Source organism: Koromonas soli (assembly GCF_059726265.1).
In genome coordinates, this window is record NZ_AP040872.1 from 3,448,865 (window position 1) to 3,468,711 (window position 19,847).

Here is a 19,847-nt window from a genome sequence, read left to right on the forward strand (position 1 = left end):
AGTTGCTGCCCATTTTTTATTGCACCGGAGTTCGCATGAGATTTCCTCGCGCCCTCGCAATCATTCTCTTACTCTCCACCTCATTGTTCGCACAGGAAGGCAAGCAGCAGTATGCCGACCTCGGGACCTGCAAGCTCGAAAGCGGTAAAGTCATTCTCGATTGCCGCGTTGGCTATCGCGTGTTTGGCACGCCTGCAGCCGACGGATCGAATGTCGTGCTGGTTCCCACCTGGTTTCTCGGCACTACAGAAGGGCTCGGCAAATGGACGATTGGCCCAAAGAACATCCTCGTTCCCGGGAAGTTCGCTTTCATCGCCGTCGATGCACTCGGCAACGGCATCTCGTCGTCTCCCTCGAACAGCAAGCGCCAGCCGCGCATGAAATTTCCTCAGTTCACCATGCGCGACATGGTCGAGAGCCAATACCGGCTGCTAACGGAGAAGTTCCGTTTCAAGCACATTCATGCGGTCTGCGCGGTATCGATGGGCGGCATGCAGACGTATCAGTGGGCGTATTCACATCCTGAGTTCATGGACATCGCCATTCCTATCGTCGGCACCCCGCGCCCAAGTGCGTATGACCTCGTGCTGATGCGTGCGGAGATGAACGGAATCACGCAGGATGCGCAATGGAAGCAAGGAAATTACAAAGGGCATCCAAATTTCCGCACCACGACCGACATCCACACGCTCCTGCTCACTACGCCAAATCATCTCGTCAAGAACACCCCCGCAAATACCGCCCTCCAGAAGATTCAGAAGGAGGAGGACGGCGACACCTTTGACGGCAATGATCGTGTGCGTCAACTGCAGGCCATCCTGCAGCACGATGTCGCGCCCGGTAAGACTCTGGCCGAAGCCGCGAAATCCTTGAAGGTGCCGATGGCGATTGTCACCGCCGAGCAGGACCACATGGTGAACCCGACCCATAGCATCGAATTCGCACACCAAGCCGGAGCGCCGCTGCTGATCTTGAAAGGCGAGTGCGGACACCTTGCCACAGGCTGCGAGGCCGCAGACTTGCAAAAGTTTGTCGAGGCGGCGCTGGAAGGGAAACTGAAGTGAATTGAACCGTATCCGCCGGAGGTGCTATACCTTGGAGAGTGCCTCCAGCAACGCCTCGCCGTATTTCTCTGCGCGCTTCGGTCCCATCCCCTTGATGTTGAGCAGGTCCCGCATCGTACGCGGTTGCACACGCGCAATCTCCAGAAGCGTTGTGTCCTGCAGAACGCAGTACGGCGGCCAGTGATGCTTGCGCGCGATCTCCAATCTCAATGAGCGCAGCTTTTCAAACCGCGCCTCGACCGCGCTCCCATGCAGCACTCCAACTTTTCCGCCTGCGATATCCTTCGCCGCTTCGACCTTGGCTCGCGATTCGCGGCGCTCGCGCTTCGGCGCTGTTGTACGCGATGGGATTGAAATGGTCGCGGCAGGCGCGGCTTTGGGATTCGACGAACTTAGGATGTGCAGGAGTCTCGTTCCGAAGTTGGCGACGATCTTCTCGTGAACATCGAACTGCTCGCGCAGTTGCTCCGCTGACGTTGGTGGATCGGCGATCAACTCGCGCAGCAGATCGTCCGGCAGGTGTTGGAAAAACAACGTTCCGAGCGAGCGCACCACATCGCGGCGAAGATCCTTGAGCCGCGCCAGCCGCGCATCGTTCCCGGCAAGCACCACAGCTTCCAGCGCGCGCTCCATGCGATCGGCCCGCACCTCGCCCGAACTGGAGCGCACACTGGCCGATGCGTCCGCGGCTTTTCCCGTGACGCGCAGCACCGGCCTGCCTGCGCGGCACACATCGCAGTCGCAGTTTTCCGGCACGCGGTCCTCGCCGAAGTATTCGAGGATCTGGCGTCGGCGACAGCGCTCCCACTGCGCGTAGTTGATCATTGAATCGAGCTGCTTATTGGCCCGGCGACGCAGCACTGCGATTTCTTTCTGCGTGAGCCTGTCATTGGCTTCGCCAATTTTGTCGACGAAGAACTTCTGCGTCATCACGTCGGCTTTGGCGAAATACAAGACGCACTCCGCGGGCAGTCCGTCGCGTCCAGCGCGCCCCGCCTCCTGGTAGTAGGCTTCGAGGCTGCCGGGAATGTTGTAGTGGATCACGTAGCGGAGATTCGGCTTGTTAATGCCCATGCCAAAAGCGTTCGTGGCGACCACGATGGCATCGTCGTGATCGATGAAGCGTCGCTGGTTGGTGTCGCGCGCCTCCTGATCCATTCCCGCGTGATAGGCAACGACAGAGCGCCCGCGCAGCCTGCTGCCGAGCAGCGATGTCAACTCATCGACATGCTTGCGCGTCGAGCAGTACACAATGCCGCCGAGTTTCTGTCGCCGCAAGTAGTCGAGCAGTTCTTCCTGCTTGTTCTTAGCCTTCTCGAAGACAATCGACTGATAGCTGAGATTGGGCCGATCAAATCCTGTGACGTGAATCGCCGGATCCTGCAACTCGAGGCAACGCACAATGTCCTTACGCACGTCGGGCGTGGCGGTGGCGGTCAACGCAATCGTCAGCGGATTGCCTAATTGCTTGCGCACCTCGCCGAGCCGCAAGTATTCCGGACGAAAATCGTGTCCCCACTGGCTGATGCAGTGGGCCTCATCGATTGCCAGCAGCGACAGCTTGCGCTGCGTGATGATGGAGAAGAATCCGGGTGCGCTGAAGCGCTCCGGCGCAACATAGAGCACTCCGCGAAAGCCGTCCCTCAGCCTCGACATGTTTTCGCGCTGCTCATCCCAGCTTTGTCCGCTCGACAGCATCATGGCCGGAATTCGCAGACTGCGCATTTGCCGCACCTGATCCGTCATCAGCGAAATCAGCGGAGAAACGATCAGCGTCAACCCGCGCAAGGCGACGGCCGGCAATTGATAGCACAGGCTTTTTCCTGCCCCGGTCGGCATCACTACCAGCGAATTGCGCCCGGCAAGCACGTCATTCACGATTTCGCGCTGCTGCAGACGGAAACGCTCGAGTCCGAAGATCGAGGTCAGGATGGAATCGACATCATGCATGCTGGAAACTTCACTCTAACAGCAAAAGGCCCGCTCGGCGCAGGCCTTTGTTTCACTCTCGGTTGACAGTCCTAGAGTTCGTTGTACACCACTCGCCCTGCGACGATGGTCGCAAGCACCTTCCCATAGAACTGCATGCCGTCATAGGGACAGTTGCGGGAGCGCGAGCGCGTCTTCGTCACATCGTAGGTCCATAGCTTCTTGGGATCAAAGATGGTGACGTCGGCCACAGAACCGGCAGTCAGCGTGCCTCGTCCATCGAGATTGACAATCTTCGCCGGATTGGTCGAAAGCAGTTCGACGATGCGTTTCAATCCCACCTTGCCGGATTGATATAGCAAGGTGATTGTGGCTGCAACCGCGATCTCCAGGCCAGTGATGCCGAATGCTGCTTTATCGAACTCCACTTCCTTCTCGTAGAGCGCGTGCGGAGCGTGGTCGGTGGCGACGGCATCGATGGTTCCGTCGATAAGGGCGGCCACCATGGCATCGCGATCGGCGCGCGAGCGCAGAGGCGGATTCATCTTGTAGCGCGTGTCGTAGGCTGAACAGCACTCCTCGGTGAACAGGAAGTGATGCGGAGTGACCTCGCAAGTGACGTTGACCTCGGACGCACGGCCCAACCGCACCATCTGCAGCGACTTTGCCGTGGAAACGTGAGCCACGTGCAGTCGTCCGCCCTCCTGGCTCGTAAGGCGAATGTCGCGTTCGACCATCTGCCATTCCGAAGCCGCGGGTTGTCCGCGCAAGCCCAGCTTGAACGAGGTCACGCCTTCGTTCATCGGATTGCCGCCAGAAATCTTTGTATCCTCGGCGTGCTGAATGACCGGCAGCCCGACTTTGGCAGCCATGGCCAACGCTTCGCGCATGACGTGGTCATCGAGAACCGGCTTGCCATCATCGCTCAAAGCCACGGCTCCAGCCTGCTTCAACCCGCGATAATCGCTCAACTTTTCGCCAAGGCTGCCGAGCGTAGCCGCCGCAATCGGGAAGACGTTCACCACCGCGCCACGTTCTTCGTCCTGCATCCAGCGGGTGACGGCCGGCGAGTCGTTGATAGGCCGCGTGTTGGGCATGGCGCAGACTGAGGTGAAGCCACCGGCCGCAGCAGCAGCGGTTCCGGTCGCAATCGATTCCTTGTGCGTCTGACCCGGCTCGCGCAGATGAACGTGGAGATCGATGAATCCGGGAGCGACGACGAGACCTGTGACGTCGAGCGTCTTATCGGCGGTGCTCTTCGATTTTCCCGGCTCGGCGATCTCTTCTACGCGGCCATCGCGCAACAGCACATCTGCCGGCGCATCGAAATTGCTTGCAGGATCGACGACGTGGCCACCACGCAGCAGGATCGAGCTCATTGCTTGCCTCCCAACAGCGTTGCCAGAATCGCCATGCGCACCTTCACTCCGTTCAATACCTGCTCCAGCACCACGGATTGCTCGCAGTCGGCGACTTCGTCTGTCATTTCCATGCCGCGAATCATCGGTCCGGGGTGCATGACAATGGCATCTTTCTTCGCCAGCTTCAGCTTGGAGGCCGTCAGTTGATAACGCCGGATGTATTCATCGACATTGATCTGCATGCCCGCCAATCGCTCCTGCTGCACGCGAAGCATCATCACCACATCGGCATCCTGCACGGCCTCTTCCATGTTACGTACTATCTCAATGCCGGGAGCGAGTTCACGCGCAGTCTCGGGCAGCAGAACATCGGGACCGCAGAAGACCACGCGCGCACCCAGCTTGCTGAACAGATGAGCATCGCTGCGCGCAACACGGCTGTGGAAGATGTCACCAATGGTGACGATCTTCAGCCCTTTAAGCGTCTTCTTGTGATCGATGATCGTGAATGCATCGAGCAGCGCCTGCGACGGATGCGCATGCATTCCGTCTCCGGCGTTGATGATGGGAATGTCAATCAGCCGCGACAACAGCAACGGCGCGCCCGAACTAGGATGCCGGATCACGATGGCATCGACAATCGATTGCAGCGTCTTTCCTGTGTCCTTCAGCGACTCGCCTTTTTCAATACTGGCCGTGGTCGCGTGAATTACGACCGTGGAGGCGCCAAGGGATTTTGCCGCGATCTCAAAGCTGGTGCGGGTGCGGGTCGAGTTTTCGTAGAAAAGAAGGGCGATGCGCCGACCACGAAGCGTAACACGCGGCCGGGCTGGATTCATCTTCTTCGCCAGGGCAATGATTTCTGAAATCTGTTCCGAATCCAGCGGCTCGATCCCGAGCAGTGACCGGAGCTTGGCTTTCATTGAGAACCTTCGCTTAGCCTTCGGTTTCCGGTACGCGCTCGACGAGCAGCACCTTCTCCATCTGGTCCGTCTCGCTCAGCTTTACTTCGATGATTTCCTGTTCGGAGGTCTGCACACGGCGTCCGACGAAGCTTGCCTCGATGGGCAGTTCGCGATGTCCGCGATCGATGAGCGTCAACAGCTTTACGCTGCGAGGGCGGCCCTGATCGAACAGAGCATCGAGCGCGGCGCGCACCGTGCGACCGGTGTAAAGCACGTCATCGCATAGCACGACGTCCATGTCGGTGATGTTGAATCCGATTTTGCGCGGCTCGACGACCGGCTTGGGGCCTACCGTGGAAAGATCGTCACGATAAAGCGTGATGTCCAGCGTGCCCACGGGTACGGGAGCTTTTTCGATGCGCTCGATGTGCTTTCCCAGGCGCTCGGCAATGGGGATGCCCCGGCGACGGATGCCGATAAGACCAAGGGTCTTGATGCCATTGTTCTTTTCGACAATTTCGTGTGCCAGGCGAACGAGGGTACGTTCGATTTCGGAGGCAGACATAATCTGCCCTTTTTCGCGGAGATGAGGAGGCCGTGAGATGACGTTCATAGCTGCATATGATGATACGCGACGGCGCGATCAGGCGGCAAGGAACCCCGAATTACTCTTTGCGCGCGCCTTCCCGTCCAAACAGCACTGCGCCTAACGCGCCTCCCATGGCACTGAACGCCAGGAAGAAAATGCCCGCGACCACGACCAGGAGCAGAATCACGACGACCAGTCCCGTGTCGCTGCCGATATAGGACCCGAACTGCTGCATGGAATTGGCGACATTGGGATCACCAGAGGTTGTTGCCGTCTCACGCAGTTTGTCCAGCAGCAAGGCGCGCATGCTGGAACGCGCATTGCGGGAGACCAGCACAAGCAGGTTGGGCAGAGCTCGCAACCCAAATCCGAGGGCGCCAGCCAGTAGGCCTATCTTGACTCCCATCCATGTGGTCACCGGGCGCAGTCCGGCGCGACGCCGGTAAAACGTAACTCCCAGGCCGCCCGCGGCAAACATGCACAACATGGCGAGGGGAACGACAGGGATCGAGGTTCCGATGGCGGCAATGACACCCGCGATGAGCGCGGCTCGAAACGCCGCTCGGCGGTTCAGTTCGTTTGGCGCAGTCGGTGTCGGAACAGGTTGTGGCTGAACTATGAAAGGACGCCCGCGATCCTCTATGGGCTCTGCTGGAGGCTGCAAGTCGTCAGGCGTGCCAGGCGGCAGCGGCTCAGTGACCGGAGCAGTCGGAGGACGAACGGGCACCTTGATCTGAGGCGCACCACATTTGGGACAGAACGGACGTCCGCTCTCTACCTCTGCTCCGCATTGGCTGCACACGTGCTCCACCTGAAAAACCTAACAGCCTCATCGTCGGTAAGCAAATCGCGCGGCTTCACTTTTGCAAATGAAACACGCGCCGAGGCTGCTATCAGTCGTGCTTAGGACGGCTGCCTGCCCGCGTAGCTGTCATCCTCTTTGCTGCTTCCCATGTGCAAGTAGAGGAGCTCGAACTCGCTTCCTTTGCCGCTCGGCTTTACCGAAACCGAATGCTGGTTGCCTTCGGTTCCAACCTTGAGGCTGATTGCGTCGCCGCTCTTCTGGTCCTTGCTGCATTTGACGGGATCATTGAGGCCTTTGCCATGCCCAAGCTGCACCTCATCACCCTTGCCTTTGCATTCAAGTACGGTCCCATAGGTGGCCAGCTTGCCACGGTAGAATGCCAGAACTTTTTCGGGAGCATCGTCGGTCGTGTATTTCCCGGTAATGACCTTCACCTGCATGAACGGAGTACTCACGTTCACGTGTGCGCGATTCTTGTCGTCGCCTGACCCTTGCTTCTCCTGCGCACCCGGATAGATCGGCAATCCCGAGTCGTTGGCGGCGGTCGTCGTGTCCACCTTCACACTGGCTCCCGGCGCCTCAATACTGACTTTCTCATCCTTGCCGTGATCCTCGTGCTTGATCTTGCAGCCGCCGATCAACAAACCTCCGGCGATAGCGGCAAGGCTGAGAGCCTTTAGCATCTTCGTTTTCATGTCACCCTCAAGAGTTGTGCGCAAGCCTCACGACTTTCGCGCATGTGAATGAATACGGCAGTGAACCTGCTGAAGTTCCTGCTGCGGTCAATTATTTTCGCAGTGCCTGGCCGGCAAACTGCACCAGCAGCCAAATGTTCAATCCTGCAATCAGCAGGGCAGTCGCCCAAGCCAGCACCTTGAGCCACGTGGAATTGACGAACTCGCCCATCAGTTCGCGGTCGCTGGTAAACATGACGAGCGGTATTACAGCAAAACTCAATTGCATGCTCAGCAACACCTGGCTAAATACCAACAACTGCGCCGTCCCGCTCTCGCCGGCAATCGCCGTTACGACCACCGCGGGAATAATCGCCACCAGCCGCGTAATCAGCCTGCGCAGCCATGGCCGGGCACGCAGATGAATAAAGCCTTCCATCACGATCTGTCCTGCGAGCGTTCCCGTAAGCGTCGAGTTCTGGCCGCTGGCCAGCAGCGCAAGAGCGAAGATTCCGCTTGCACCGGTCACGCCAAGCAGGCCGGACATTAACTTATATGCATCCTGAATCTCGGCTACCTCATGCTGCCCGGCGCGATAGAACGTCGCCGCCGCCACCACCAGGATCGCGGCATTCACCAGCAGAGCAATCGTCAGCGCCACGGCAGAATCGATGTTGCAGTAGCGCAGCGCCTCGCGCCGACCCTCGGGAGTGCGGGCATAATCGCGCGTCTGCACGATGGCCGAGTGCAAGTACAAATTGTGCGGCATCACTGTTGCGCCAAGAATGCCGATGGCAATGTAGAGCATCATGGGATCGTGCAGGATGACCTTGTCCGGCACAAACATTCCCTTGAGCACCAATCCAAATTCGGGGCGCGAAAACAGGATTTCCAATCCGAAGCAGACGCCGATGGTCGCAGTCAGCGTTACCACAATGGCCTCTATGTAGCGGAAGCCGCGGTTTTCAAGCAGCAAAAGCAGCAACACATCAAATCCGGTGATCACCACACCGATGACCAGCGGAATATGGAAAAGCAGTTGCAATGCAATGGCTGAACCAATAACCTCGGCCAGATCACATGCCGCAATCGCCACTTCTGCCAGCAACCAAAGGGCGAAGGCTACCCGAGGGCCGAAGCGCTCACGGCAAGCCTGCGCCAGGTCGCGGCCGCTCACAACTCCCAGCTTGATCGAGAGGCTCTGCAGCAAAATGGCCATCAGGTTCGAGAGGGCAATCACATATAGCAAGCTGTAGTTGTAGCGCGATCCGGCGGCAAGGTCCGTGGCCCAGTTTCCCGGATCCATGTAACCGACGGCCACCAGGAATCCCGGACCGGCAAAGGCCAGCAGCTTGCGAATGACTCCACCGGAAGGCAGAGGAATGCGCGTGCGTACCTCCGGCAATGTGGTGGCCACAGTGTCTGCCCGCCAATGTTGTCCTTCGCTGCTCACGCCTAATTCCTCAAACTCGCTCTGAGGGCCGCCAAATCGGCCCGCGTTCGAGTTCACCAAGCGTACCAGAATGAACCGAAGCTGCGCAGGTTTCAAAGCTTCAAGCTGCACATCCGACGAATCGACTGTTCGGAGCCCTTGGCGAAGCGCTCCGAACCTACAAACCTTGCGCTTGCAATTGACTTACCCCGCTGCAAACTCATACCCTTTCCGGTTGGAGAGGTCATGAAAGTTCTTGTGCTGGGTGGCGGTGGCCGCGAACATGCGCTTATCTGGAAACTAAAGCAGTCACCTCGCGTAAAGCAGGTGTTCTGCGCGCCCGGCAACGCCGGCATTGCGCAGGATGCTACCTGTATCCCGTGCGACCTGAGCCGGTTGGATTCGATCATCGAAGCGGCCATCAAGGCAAGCCCCGATCTGGTCGTGGTCGGTCCGGAAGTTCCGCTCATGCTTGGCATCGTGGATGAACTGCGGCGTCGTGGCATTCCCGTTTTTGGCCCTACTCAGGCCGCCGCCCGTCTTGAGTCGAGCAAGAGCTTTTCCAAGGCCTTTATGACGCGCCATCGGATTCCGACTCCGCTCTACGTGCAGGTACATTCGGCTTCGGAAATCAAGGGCGCACTCAGCAACTTCAGCCCGCCCATCGTGGTAAAGGCTGACGGCCTTGCGGCAGGAAAAGGCGTGGTAATCGCCAATTCCAAAGAAGAAGCCGCCCAGGTTGCGACCGCCATGTTGCAGGGCTCGCTCGGTTCAGCCGGGCATCACGTTCTGTTCGAGGAATTTCTGGAAGGCGAGGAAATCAGCTTTCTCGTAATGAGCGATGGCGAACGCGTTGCTCCACTGGTAGCCGCACAGGATCACAAGCGCATTGGCGATGGCGACACAGGTCCGAACACTGGCGGCATGGGCGCCTACTCCATGCCCGGGTTGATCGACGACAACATGCGAACCTGGCTGCTGCGCCACATAGCTCAACCGGTGATCGAGGGCATGGCCGCAGAAGACACGCCTTACACCGGCATCCTCTACTGCGGACTGATGATGACCGCCAAGGGGCCGCAGGTGCTCGAGTTCAACTGCCGCTTCGGAGATCCGGAGACCCAGCCGATCATGATGCGCATGGAAAGCGATCTGCTCGAAGCTTTCGAGGCCAGCATCGAAGGCCGCATCAGTGACGGTGTCTTTCGCTGGACAACTGATCCCAGCGTCTGTGTCGTGATGGCCGCAGGTGGATATCCCGGCCCGGTGCAGTCCGGCGCAATCATTTCCGGCCTGGAACGCGCTCAGGCACTGGACGGAGTGAAGGTCTTCCACGCTGGAACAGCATTGAGCGAAGGGCAAATCGCAACCGCGGGCGGCCGCGTGCTCGGGGTAACGGCGCGCGGGACATCGCTTGAGTCTGCCGTGGCACGAGCCTACGAGGCTGTGCGTTGCATCAGCTTTGATGGCATGCAGTATCGCAGCGACATTGCCCACCGCCGCCTGAAGCGTTAAATCCTTCGCGGCCCTGAATGCATCTGTGCAGCTATAAGGAAGTGACAACAGAGAACATGGATAGAAAACCGCTCGTTTCCATCATCATGGGCAGTGACAGCGATCTCGAAATCATGAACGAGACCGCCAAGGCACTTGACCTCTTCGAGGTGCCCTATGAAATCGATATCTGTTCGGCGCACCGTTCCCCGGCGCGCACCAGCGAATTCAGCCGCCAGGCAGCGGGCCGCGGCGTCCGCGTGATTGTTGCCGGAGCCGGTGGCGCGGCGCATCTTGCCGGAGTAATCGCAGCCGAAACTACGCTGCCGGTAATCGCCGTGCCCATCGCCGCGACCTCGCTCGGAGGTCTCGATGCACTGCTCGCCATGGTGCAGATGCCCGCGGGAATTCCCGTGGCGACTGTTGCCATTGGAAAGCCGGGCGCTACAAATGCGGGAATTCTCGCTACGCAGATTCTTGCCACCGGCGATCAAGTGCTGGCCCGCAAGTTAACTGCTTACAAAGAGAAACTGGCGCGAGGCGTGGAAGAAAAATCACGTCGCCTGCAGGAAACGCGCGCGAAGTAGATCGACGCTTACTCAGACTGAAGGGCTTCCGCTTACGGAAGCCCTTTCTCTTGAGTAGATGCTGTAGCAATGAATTACTTCGCCACTGCTGATTTGATCTCCAGCGCGATGGCCGGAGGATGCGTCAGCGTGTTGTGAATCAGGCAGCGATGCACGGCGTCGGTGACGCCTTTGACGTGCTCTTCGCTCAGTCCCAGCGCCACTTCCACTTCGATCTTGAAGTTATCGAGCCGTGCCGGGTTCTTCGCCTTGTCGGCCGTAACGCGAACCTTGGTGCCCTCGGTCGCAAGCTTATTTCGCTTGAGATAATCCGCCGCATAGAATCCTGCACACGATCCCAGCGATGCGAGCAACAACTCAGGAGGCGTCATGCCTTCGTCAAAGCCGCCGTTTTCCGCCGGTTGATCGCTGATAACAGAGTGTCCACGCGTTTTGATTTCGAACTGTACCGATCCCAGATGATCTACCGTGACTTCCAGCATTGTCCTTCTCCTTCGGAAATTATGTGCGGCCCGCGCTGGCCATAAGTATTTCGTCCAACCGCTCTCGAAGCGCACGGCGAGCGCGGTGCAACCGGCTCTTCATGGCCGCAAGCGAGATATTCAACTGCTTTGCGACCTCTTCCCCACTCAATTCTTCGATGTCGCGCAGGATGTACACCTCGCGCGCATCCTCGGGCAGCTCACCAATGGCCTGCCATAGCACTGCTTTCAGTTCGCGACGCGCCAGCGCAACGTCGGGTGGTTCGTTGCCGGAAGGCAGTTCTGCGCCAGCATCCTCCATCTCGGAAAGCTGCAACAGCGGAGCGAGTGCCTCGCGTTCACGCAATTGCCAGCACAACCGGCGGGCGATCTGGCTGAGCCACGCGCGAAAGGCGCTCGCTTCGCGCAATTGTTCCAGGCTGCGATAGGCCTTCAACAACGCTTCCATCAGCACGTCTTCGGCATCGGCCTGATTGCCGCAAACGCGCAGCATCTGCCGGTACACCGCGTCTTTGTGCTCGTTCGTCAGCTCTTCGAAATTCATACGTCGATTGTGGAGCAAAACGTTTCGCGCTGCTCGAAGTTATCTGCAACAGGACGAGGGAGCCGCGATTTCATTCCCTGTTCCGCTCACCAGCTTCGTTCGGTTCCAAGGCATTTTCGCCAGCAGCATGCCCATCATGCAGATGTCGGTGGCCCCGGCAAACGTAAGCCCCGCGCCTACAAACATCGCAAGCCAGATTCCCGCATGGACTCCCGATACGGCCAGGACGGTCCCGGCCAGCACCAGCAATCCTGCGCCGAAGCGAACCTGCCGCTCGAGCGACCAGCGCGTTTTGACCGAAGTGACGACCTCTGCCCCGCTCGCAATCCAGGCGTCCGTGCCGCCCTCGAGTACGCGAACCGCAGCATTGTCTCCCAACCAGCCAGCGACGATTTTGGCGCGCGTGGCGCCCTTGCAGATCAGCACTACGCCGTCATCAAGTCGCAGATCTTTGCGGCGCGATTCAAACTGCTCCATGGGAATACTCACGGCGCATGGTATGTGGCCTGAGGCGTATTCCGTTGTAGTGCGCACATCGATCATCTGCGGCGGGCGGCTCTGTCCGACCTCCTCTTTCAATTGCGCAACTGAAATCATGGTGCTCATTCTTGTTCCTCTATTCATGAAGAGGGCTCGTGCTGCAAAAGGATTCTCCACTAGGCCTATTTCTTCAACAAAAAAGACGGCCCGCAGGCCGTCTCCGTTTCGAATTGTGAAAGCACTACCGTGGCTGCACGCCGAATGGCAGCTCGACTCCGGCGCGCATCTGCATCATCTCGGTCACCGTGGTGAAGAGGAATCCGCGATCTTTGTACTCGGCAATCAGTTCGTCGGTGGCCTGCACAGTGAGGCTGCGATCCTCGCCCATGCGCAGATGCCCGCCATCATGCAGCAGCACAATTTCGCCACCTGCAATTTGCCGGCGCGCGTGTCTGAGAATCTGGTCTTTTGATTTCGCTGACCAGTCGAAACAAGTAACGCGCCACATCACGGGAAACATCTTCATCTCCTCGACCATCTTGAACTGGCCGGGGCGACGCCCTCCAAAAGGAGGACGGAACAGGAAAGGCCGCTCACCGGTTACTTCCTGGATGGCCTGCGAAGTCTCTTCCAACTCCTGGCGTAGCTTGGCTGCGCTTGAAAACAGCAGGTGCGGATGCGTGTAGCTGTGATTGCCGATGGCGTGTCCTGCGGCCGAAACTGCCTGCACGATGTCGGGGCGCTGTCTCACGTAGCGCCCCACCATAAAGAACGTCGCCAGCACCTGGTGCTTGGCAAGAACATCGAGAAGCTTCAGCGTCCACGGATCATTCGGCCCATCGTCATAGGTCAATGCCAGAATCTTGCGGCCTTCCTCGATGCCGTTGAAGTTTTCTCCATAGAGCTGCGACCACGGAACCATCGTGTGCAGTCCGGCGAAGGTTGCGGCAGCGGCCGCCATTGTTCCTGCTACATAGCCAATCATCGCAAACTGATTCTACCTTCTCCCGCAATCCTGCGCTGAAATACGCAGGTCTCTGCAGTCCCGTATTTCAGAAGCTTGTTGCTCACTTCTTGGATGGCGCGCTATCCTGCACCTGAGCCTCTGAAAAGCAAACGCGACCAGCTCGACTATGGCCAATCTCTTTGAACCATCCCGCTACATCGCTGTAGAAGGTCCGATTCGAGTCGGAAAGAGCACTCTGTCACGCTATTTGGCGGACCAGATGCATGCGCAACTGGTACACGAACCCGAGGACAATCCGTTCCTGTCGGCCTTCTACGATGGCGAGACCGGGGCAGCTTTTCAGACGCAGTTTTCATTCCTCATAGAGCGTTATGAGCAACTGCGTCCGCTGAAGGCGCGCAACTCGCAGAAGATCGTGATTGCCGATTACATCTTCGAAAAAGACAAGATCTTCGCCAACCTGAACCTGAGCGATGCCGAACTCAGTGTGTACAACCGCTACTACAAGCTGCTGCGTGCCGAGCTGCCCACGCCCGACCTCGTCATCTATTTGCAGGCCCCTATAGATGTGCTGCGGAAGCGGCTGCGGCGCAAGAACGCCTCCAACGAGCGCCAGATCAGCGATGAGTACATGGAAGAAGTCGTAAAGGCCTACGAACATTTCTTCTTTCACTACTCGGCAAGCGATCTACTGGTGGTCAACACCTCGGAAATTGATTTCGTGGAACGCAGCGAAGACCTGCAGACATTGCTGCGCCGGGTGAGCGAGCCGATCAAGGGAACACAGTATTTCCTGCCGTTAGGGCAACAGAATACGGCGCGCGAGTAAGCTTGCACTCCGTTTCTGTAAAGCGCTTAAGCACTCGCGAGTAGAATCACTTTCAGGCGTTACTCAAGCCTTCTGTAACGGATTTACATATGCAAATACAAGGTCCAGCCGATAGTCCGTTTGCCGTTCTGACCGCCGTGGTCGCGCCGGCGCTGCTCACGAACTCTTCTACCGTACTTGTGCTCGGACTCGGCAACCGCATTGCTCGTGTCATTGACCGCACGCGAACAGTGGCGGCTGTGATGGCAAGCGTGGCGGAGGATTCTGACCTGCATCACAAGCTGCGACAACAGGCGGCGTTGCTGAAGCAGCGCTCGCAGATGCTGGGAAAAGCTCTGCGCCTGGGTTATGCCGCCGTCGGCGGCTTCGCTGCAGAGGCTCTGATTGCAGTGCTCGGTGGAGTGCTGGTGCACTACGGAATGCCTGTTCCGTCGCGCCTTGCTGCACTGTTCGCACTTGTGATTGGATTCCTCTCCGTCGGCAGTTTGGTTACAGCCTGTGTTTACATGGTGCGCGAGACGGCAATCGCACTCGACAACCTTGCTGAAGAAGCGAGCACAGTGATGATGGAAGCTTCGCGCCAGCTTAAGAAGTAGCGCGATTTCAGACTCCGTTGGCGTTCACGATTACTGCTGCGCCATCGATGGCATCGTTCTTCACCGCAAGAAGTGCGTCGTTTGCGTCGTCGAGTGTGAAGGTCGTGACCTTCGGCTTCATGCCGATTTCAGAGGCGAGCGCAACGAATTCGCGGGCATCTGCGCGCGTCATATTGGTCACGCTTCGAATTTGACGCTCACCCCACAGCAACTTGTCATAGTCGAACTGCGGCATGCGGTCGAGATGAATCGCATTGATGGCAACCACTCCGCCTTTGCGAAGGCAGGAGAGTGCGGATATGACGACGTCTCCGCTGGGCGCAAAGGTGATGGCGCGATCCAGCTCCACTGGAGGACGCTCGCGCTCTGAGCCAACCCACTTCGCACCCAATGATTCCGCCAATTTGCGATGCGATGCTCCGCGAGTTGAAACAAACACTTCACAATTCCAGGCGCGCAGCACATCGATGGCGAGGTGTGCCGAAGCGCCAAAACCAAATAATCCCACGCGCTCGCCGCGCTCAACTCCAGCGACACGCAAGCTGCGAAAGCCGATGATGCCCGCGCACAACAATGGCGCAGCGTGCAGCGCATCGAGCGCAGATGGCAGGGGGAACACGAAGTCGGCGCGCGCGGTTGCAAACTCGGCATAGCCACCATTCACGGTGTATCCGGTGAAGGTCGGAGCATCGCAGAGATTCTCGAAATGTTGACGGCAGTACCAGCACTGGCCATCGGTGCCGCCGATCCAGGAGACGCCAACGCGAGCGCCCATGGGCATTTCAGCGGTTGCGCCGCGCACGATCTCACCTACGATCTGGTGGCCGGGAATGAGGCTAGCGCGCTGAGGTGCGAGTTCACCTTCAACAATGTGCAGGTCGGTGCGACACACGCCGCAAGCCAGCACATGCAGCAACAGTTCGTCCGAAGCGGGTTCAGGAGTTGCAATGTCAGCGATGCGAAGCGGACGCTGGTACACGGGTGCCGGAGAGGTTAGGAGCGCTGCTTTCATCTGTAGCTCCAGCGAACACCGCTCTGCTGCGAGGAAATCATGGCGTGCGGTTGCATGCGACAGTGCGGAATTATGCCCTTCGACGACAACTCTCGCAAGTGCTGCGACCAGCTGCCAGAGCGGGGCATCTCAGGTATATCGAAACTCAGGAGATCGAAATGCGTGTTGGATTTTTAGGTCTGGGCAACATGGGACAGGGCATGGCGCGCAACCTTATTCGCGCTGGTCACGAGGTGACGGTGTGGAACCGCAGTCGCAATGCTGCCGAAGAACTCGCTAAAGACGGCGCGAAGATTGCCGATACGCCCGCGAAAGCAGCGGGCGAAGTGTCGATAACGATGCTGGCCGATGATGCCGCAGTGGAGGCTGTGGTGCATGGAGAGCAAGGATTGATTGCAGGCATGCAGAAAGGAAGCCTACATATTTCGATGAGCACGATTAGTCCGGCGGTTTCGCTAAGCATCGCCGAGGCGCATCGGGAGCGAGAGCAGCAGTATGTTGCAGCGCCTGTGTTTGGAAGGCCGGATGCCGCGGCTGCAGCGAAGTTATTCATTGTAGCGGCGGGTGCGAAAGACGCAGTGGCCAAGGCGAAGCCGCTGTTTGACGTGCTGGGACAGCGCACGTTTGAAATCGATGAGCAGCCGGAGCACGCAAACCTGATCAAGCTGTGCGGGAACTTCATGATCACCTGCGCGCTGGAGAGCATGGGCGAAGTGTTTGCAGTGGCAAGGAAGGCAGGTGTCGATCCGACCGCTGTTTTCGCGGTGTTGAGCGGCACGTTGTTTGGCGCGCCGGCTTACAACAATTACGGGCCGAGGATTATTGAAGAGAAGTTTTCGCCTGCGGGTTTCAAGATGCCGCTGGGATTGAAGGATACTCGGCTGATGCTGCAGGCGGCGGAGAAGCTGGCAGTGCCGATGCCTTTTGCCAGCATTATTCGCGACCGCTTTCTGGCAGCGATAGCGAATGGTCATGGCGAACTGGATTGGTCGGCGCTGACATTAGCAATCTCGGAGAGTGCAGGATTGGGCTCGAAGAGGTGAGTGTATGTGAGGTGAATAGGCTCTCGGGGGCGTGTGCATTACAGCAATAGGGTGATGCGAACGGGCAACATTGGCGGGGCGGTTACGGGGAAGACGTTGAGCGTGAATGGTTGGTTAATGGTGGGGCGGGGTTGAGGGTTCAGGATGGGAATTCCACAGGAAAATGTGCGCGGGGGTGAGGGGATTTTAGGGTGAAGGGTGGGGAGAACAGCCGCCAGCTCGCGATACAAGAGCATCCGGGTGGCACGTGACTTGGAGTGGCGGTGCAGATGGAGGCGGCGCTGGGATCCTTCGGCTTCGCCTCAGGATGACCCTGTTTACAAGAGCATTCCCTATACAAGCAGGGGTGAGTGACGTGCCTCATTTGCCTGAGGGGGCGGCAGGGACTAAAATCAGCGCGGTCATTCCAACTGGCCCAGCGCTGAGGCGCACAGGCGGCATCCGCAGAGGCGGAGCCACACTGGAGGGATTATGAGCATTACCACGGGCGATTTCCGCTCACGCGTTACCGTCCAGACACTCGCCGAAAAGAAATCGAAACACGAGCCGATCGTTTCGCTCACCGCATACGACTACGCTACGGCGCGCATTGCCGATGAGGCGGGAGTCGATTTCATCCTCGTCGGCGATTCGCTGGCGCAGGTTGTGCTGGGGTATGACAGCACGCTGCCGGTGACGATGGAGGAGATGCTGCATCATACGCGCGCGGTAAGGCGCGCGGTGAAGCGTGCGTTCCTGGTGGCGGACATGCCATTTGGTTCCTATCACACGGGAGACGAGAAGGCGCTGGAGAATGCGGTTCGCTTTGTGAAAGAAGGCGGCGCGGAAGCGGTGAAGATCGAAGGCGGAGTGGGTAGAGTGCCGCTGATCAGCCGCATTATCGAAGCAGAGATTCCGGTGGTGGGACACATTGGGCTGACGCCGCAGTCGGTACACAAGATGGGCGGCTACAAGGTGCAGGGCAAAACCATGTCGGCCATCGATGCGCTGATCCATGACGCGATTGCGCTGGACGGCGCGGGCGTGGCGGCACTGGTGCTCGAAGGGATTCCGCGCGAGGTGGCGACGCGCATTACGCGCGAAGTGACGACGCCGACGATTGGCATTGGCGCGGGACCGGATTGCGATGGGCAAATACTGGTATTCCACGATCTGGCTGGGATGACGTTCAACGCTCCGGCGAAGTTTGTGCGGCGCTACTGCGACGCGGGAACGCTGATTGGCGAGGCCATCCAAGGGTATTGCGAGGATGTGCGCAAGGGCGAGTTCCCGGCGGACAAAGAGTCGTATCACTTGCCGCGCGAGACGCAGCGCGCGCTGGAGGAAAGCCATCAAGACACAACGATCGTCCACCATAAGTAAGCGGACGATGAAAGCTCTGCTGACAACAACTCTCCTGATCGCTGGCCTGGGCGCGGGTGCACATGCTCAGGCCGCGAAAACCGCAAAGGCTCCCACGCAACACAAGGCTGCCGCCACGGCGGGACGCACGGAATGTGTGTTGAGCGTGGGATTGTGCGTGACGGTTCCTGCGAACTGGCAGAGGCTGGGGGATGTGTTTGGCGACCTTGGATTCGTGGTGGCCGAGCAGCACGTGGGAACAAACTCCGCAACATGGCCGCAATTGACGGTGGCCGCCATCGACGTGCCACAGAAGGACAAGAGCGGCAATCCGCCTTCACTCGACACGCTGGTAGATCTGGTGCTGACGCCGGATGAAGCCTCGACAACATCACAGACACTGGAACGCAGCCGCCTGAAGCTCAATGGGCGCGATGCGGAGATAGTACGCGTGCGCTTGCACGACAGCGAAGCGCAGACGGATTCGATGGAGGAGATTGCACTCATCGAAGGCGACGATGCGCTGGTGTATTCGATTGCGCTGCGTTGCGCGCCGGAGGATGCGGCGCGGCTGGAAGCGGTGTTTCAAAAAGCTGCTCACAGTTGGCACTTGAGGCAGGCGGTGGCGAAGCCGAAGAGCGCACCGGAAGTGCAGCCGAAAGCTGCGCCGGAAACACAGCCCCAGCAGGACTCCAACAAAACAGACTCAGACAAGAAATGAGAACGAAGAAATGAAAGTGATTCGCGATATCCGCGAAATGCAGGCGGCGAGCCGCGCGGCAAGAGCCAAAGGGAAAACGATTGGATTGGTCCCGACGATGGGGGCGTTACATGCGGGGCATGTGTCGCTGGTGCAGGAGATTCGCTCGCGGGCGGACGTGGTGGTTGTATCGATATTTGTGAATCCGTTGCAGTTTGGGCCGACGGAGGATTTTGCGAAGTATCCGAGGACGCTTGAGGCGGACTGCGCGAAGCTGGAAGCAGTGGGCGTGGATGTTGTGTTTGCGCCGAAGGTGGAGCAGATGTATCCGAAGGACGCGACGACCGTGGTGTACGTCGAGGGGTTGAGCGAGAAGCTGGACGGACGCTCGCGGCCCGGTCACTTTAAAGGCGTCACGACCGTGGTGTCGAAGCTGTTCCATATTGTGCAGCCGGATGTAGCGGTATTCGGGCAGAAGGATGCCGCGCAGGTTGCGGTGTTGAAGCGCATGGTTCGCGATCTGGATATGGGCATCGAGATGGTAATTGCGCCGATTGTGCGCGAGGCCGATGGGCTGGCACTATCGTCACGGAATGCGTATCTGTCGGACGAGCAGCGAAAGCAGGCACTGGTATTGCACAAGGCGCTGGAACATGTAGCGGCGCTGGTGAATGCTGGCGAGAACTCTGTGGAGACGTTACGCGAGGCCGCGCTGAAGGTGATTGGCGGCGAGGCGGCGGCGAAGCTGGATTATTGCGAAATCGTGAGTTCCGATACGCTGGACCCGGTGGAGGATGTGAAGCAAGGGGCGCTGGTGGCAGTGGCGGCTTCGTTTGGGACGACGCGGTTGATCGACAATGTGGTGGTGAGAGGAAAATAAACCTTACTGCCGAGTAAAGGCCGCCTATTCGGCGGCCTTTTGTGCTGCTGGGCGGTGGGTGACCTGGGGCGAACGAGGCGATGGAAGCCTCGGCTGAGATCGTTCGCTTTGCTCAGGATGACACCCTTCAATC

At 58.7% G+C, this 19,847-nt stretch carries 21 protein-coding genes and 1 pseudogene; 9 read left to right on the forward strand and 13 right to left on the reverse strand.

Annotated elements, in window-relative coordinates; genetic code table 11:
- Positions 1–35: 35 nt before the first annotated feature.
- A complete protein-coding gene (locus tag AC6IY8_RS14905; RefSeq protein ID WP_497775312.1) occupies positions 36–1,064 on the forward strand; it encodes an alpha/beta fold hydrolase in 1,029 nt (342 codons plus the stop codon).
- A 24-nt stretch (positions 1,065–1,088) separates the two neighbouring features.
- Here AC6IY8_RS14905 and AC6IY8_RS14910 read toward each other — a convergent pair whose 3' ends face one another.
- The 8 genes and pseudogenes from AC6IY8_RS14910 to AC6IY8_RS14945 form a co-directional block, all read right to left on the reverse strand.
- On the reverse strand, positions 1,089–3,014 hold the full coding sequence (locus AC6IY8_RS14910; RefSeq protein WP_497775313.1) for a RecQ family ATP-dependent DNA helicase: 1,926 nt from the start codon (positions 3,012–3,014) through the stop codon (positions 1,089–1,091).
- Between the two features lie 71 nt (positions 3,015–3,085).
- Entirely contained in the window at positions 3,086–4,372 is a 1,287-nt protein-coding gene (locus AC6IY8_RS14915; protein ID WP_497775314.1) for a dihydroorotase, read from the reverse strand.
- Positions 4,369–5,277, reverse strand: a complete 909-nt coding sequence (locus AC6IY8_RS14920; RefSeq protein WP_497775315.1) for an aspartate carbamoyltransferase catalytic subunit — start codon at positions 5,275–5,277, stop codon at positions 4,369–4,371. Before AC6IY8_RS14920 ends, AC6IY8_RS14915 begins: the two co-directional genes overlap by 4 nt.
- Before the next feature lie 13 nt (positions 5,278–5,290).
- The gene (pyrR, locus tag AC6IY8_RS14925; protein ID WP_497775316.1) at positions 5,291–5,872 is read right to left on the reverse strand and encodes a bifunctional pyr operon transcriptional regulator/uracil phosphoribosyltransferase PyrR; all 582 of its coding nucleotides are present in this window, start codon (positions 5,870–5,872) and stop codon (positions 5,291–5,293) included.
- Between the two features lie 52 nt (positions 5,873–5,924).
- Positions 5,925–6,575, reverse strand: coding sequence for a hypothetical protein (locus AC6IY8_RS14930; RefSeq protein ID WP_497778658.1), 651 nt, complete (start codon positions 6,573–6,575; stop codon positions 5,925–5,927).
- Between the two features lie 12 nt (positions 6,576–6,587).
- Positions 6,588–6,659, reverse strand: a pseudogene (locus AC6IY8_RS14935) (zinc-ribbon domain-containing protein); the annotation flags it as partial.
- 92 nt (positions 6,660–6,751) lie between these two features.
- Positions 6,752–7,348, reverse strand: coding sequence for a hypothetical protein (locus AC6IY8_RS14940; RefSeq protein WP_497775317.1), 597 nt, complete (start codon positions 7,346–7,348; stop codon positions 6,752–6,754).
- A gap of 91 nt (positions 7,349–7,439) precedes the next feature.
- A complete protein-coding gene (locus AC6IY8_RS14945; protein WP_497775318.1) occupies positions 7,440–8,780 on the reverse strand; it encodes an Nramp family divalent metal transporter in 1,341 nt (446 codons plus the stop codon).
- Positions 8,781–9,005: 225 nt separating this feature from the next.
- On the opposite strand from AC6IY8_RS14945, the gene purD reads away from it, so the two are divergent.
- Both purD and purE read left to right on the forward strand, forming a co-directional pair.
- Entirely contained in the window at positions 9,006–10,274 is a 1,269-nt protein-coding gene (gene purD, locus AC6IY8_RS14950; RefSeq protein ID WP_497775319.1) for a phosphoribosylamine--glycine ligase, read from the forward strand.
- 56 nt (positions 10,275–10,330) lie between these two features.
- Positions 10,331–10,840, forward strand: coding sequence for a 5-(carboxyamino)imidazole ribonucleotide mutase (gene purE / locus AC6IY8_RS14955; protein ID WP_497775320.1), 510 nt, complete (start codon positions 10,331–10,333; stop codon positions 10,838–10,840).
- 74 nt (positions 10,841–10,914) lie between these two features.
- Here purE and AC6IY8_RS14960 read toward each other — a convergent pair whose 3' ends face one another.
- From AC6IY8_RS14960 to AC6IY8_RS14975, 4 genes are all read right to left on the reverse strand, one after another.
- Positions 10,915–11,322, reverse strand: coding sequence for an OsmC family protein (locus tag AC6IY8_RS14960; protein WP_497775321.1), 408 nt, complete (start codon positions 11,320–11,322; stop codon positions 10,915–10,917).
- A gap of 19 nt (positions 11,323–11,341) precedes the next feature.
- Positions 11,342–11,866: an RNA polymerase sigma factor gene (locus AC6IY8_RS14965; protein WP_497775322.1), complete on the reverse strand. Its 525-nt coding sequence runs from the start codon at positions 11,864–11,866 to the stop codon at positions 11,342–11,344.
- Between the two features lie 39 nt (positions 11,867–11,905).
- Positions 11,906–12,472, reverse strand: a complete 567-nt coding sequence (locus tag AC6IY8_RS14970; RefSeq protein WP_497775323.1) for a rhodanese-like domain-containing protein — start codon at positions 12,470–12,472, stop codon at positions 11,906–11,908.
- 115 nt (positions 12,473–12,587) lie between these two features.
- Positions 12,588–13,331 (reverse strand): polysaccharide deacetylase family protein, encoded by a 744-nt coding sequence (locus tag AC6IY8_RS14975; protein WP_497775324.1) that lies wholly within the window; start codon positions 13,329–13,331, stop codon positions 12,588–12,590.
- 148 nt (positions 13,332–13,479) lie between these two features.
- Here AC6IY8_RS14975 and AC6IY8_RS14980 point away from each other — a divergent pair, with 148 nt between their 5' ends.
- Positions 13,480–14,142: a deoxynucleoside kinase gene (locus AC6IY8_RS14980; protein WP_497775325.1), complete on the forward strand. Its 663-nt coding sequence runs from the start codon at positions 13,480–13,482 to the stop codon at positions 14,140–14,142.
- Positions 14,143–14,231: 89 nt separating this feature from the next.
- Positions 14,232–14,738: a DUF2721 domain-containing protein gene (locus tag AC6IY8_RS14985; protein ID WP_497775326.1), complete on the forward strand. Its 507-nt coding sequence runs from the start codon at positions 14,232–14,234 to the stop codon at positions 14,736–14,738.
- 7 nt (positions 14,739–14,745) lie between these two features.
- Here the strand turns inward: AC6IY8_RS14985 and AC6IY8_RS14990 are convergent, their stop codons facing one another.
- Entirely contained in the window at positions 14,746–15,750 is a 1,005-nt protein-coding gene (locus AC6IY8_RS14990) for a zinc-dependent alcohol dehydrogenase family protein (protein WP_497775327.1), read from the reverse strand.
- Positions 15,751–15,908: 158 nt separating this feature from the next.
- On the opposite strand from AC6IY8_RS14990, the gene AC6IY8_RS14995 reads away from it, so the two are divergent.
- The 4 genes from AC6IY8_RS14995 (at position 15,909) to panC (ending at position 19,714) form a co-directional block, all read left to right on the forward strand.
- On the forward strand, positions 15,909–16,793 hold the full coding sequence (locus AC6IY8_RS14995) for an NAD(P)-dependent oxidoreductase (protein WP_497775328.1): 885 nt from the start codon (positions 15,909–15,911) through the stop codon (positions 16,791–16,793).
- Between the two features lie 471 nt (positions 16,794–17,264).
- Positions 17,265–18,155, forward strand: a complete 891-nt coding sequence (gene panB / locus AC6IY8_RS15000; protein ID WP_497775329.1) for a 3-methyl-2-oxobutanoate hydroxymethyltransferase — start codon at positions 17,265–17,267, stop codon at positions 18,153–18,155.
- A 7-nt stretch (positions 18,156–18,162) separates the two neighbouring features.
- Positions 18,163–18,855 carry a hypothetical protein gene (locus AC6IY8_RS15005; protein ID WP_497775330.1) on the forward strand — a complete coding sequence of 231 codons (693 nt, stop codon included), beginning with the start codon at positions 18,163–18,165 and terminating at the stop codon, positions 18,853–18,855.
- A gap of 10 nt (positions 18,856–18,865) precedes the next feature.
- Complete coding sequence (gene panC, locus AC6IY8_RS15010; protein WP_497775331.1) at positions 18,866–19,714, forward strand: pantoate--beta-alanine ligase; 849 nt, start codon at positions 18,866–18,868, stop codon at positions 19,712–19,714.
- Positions 19,715–19,847 lie beyond the last annotated feature (133 nt).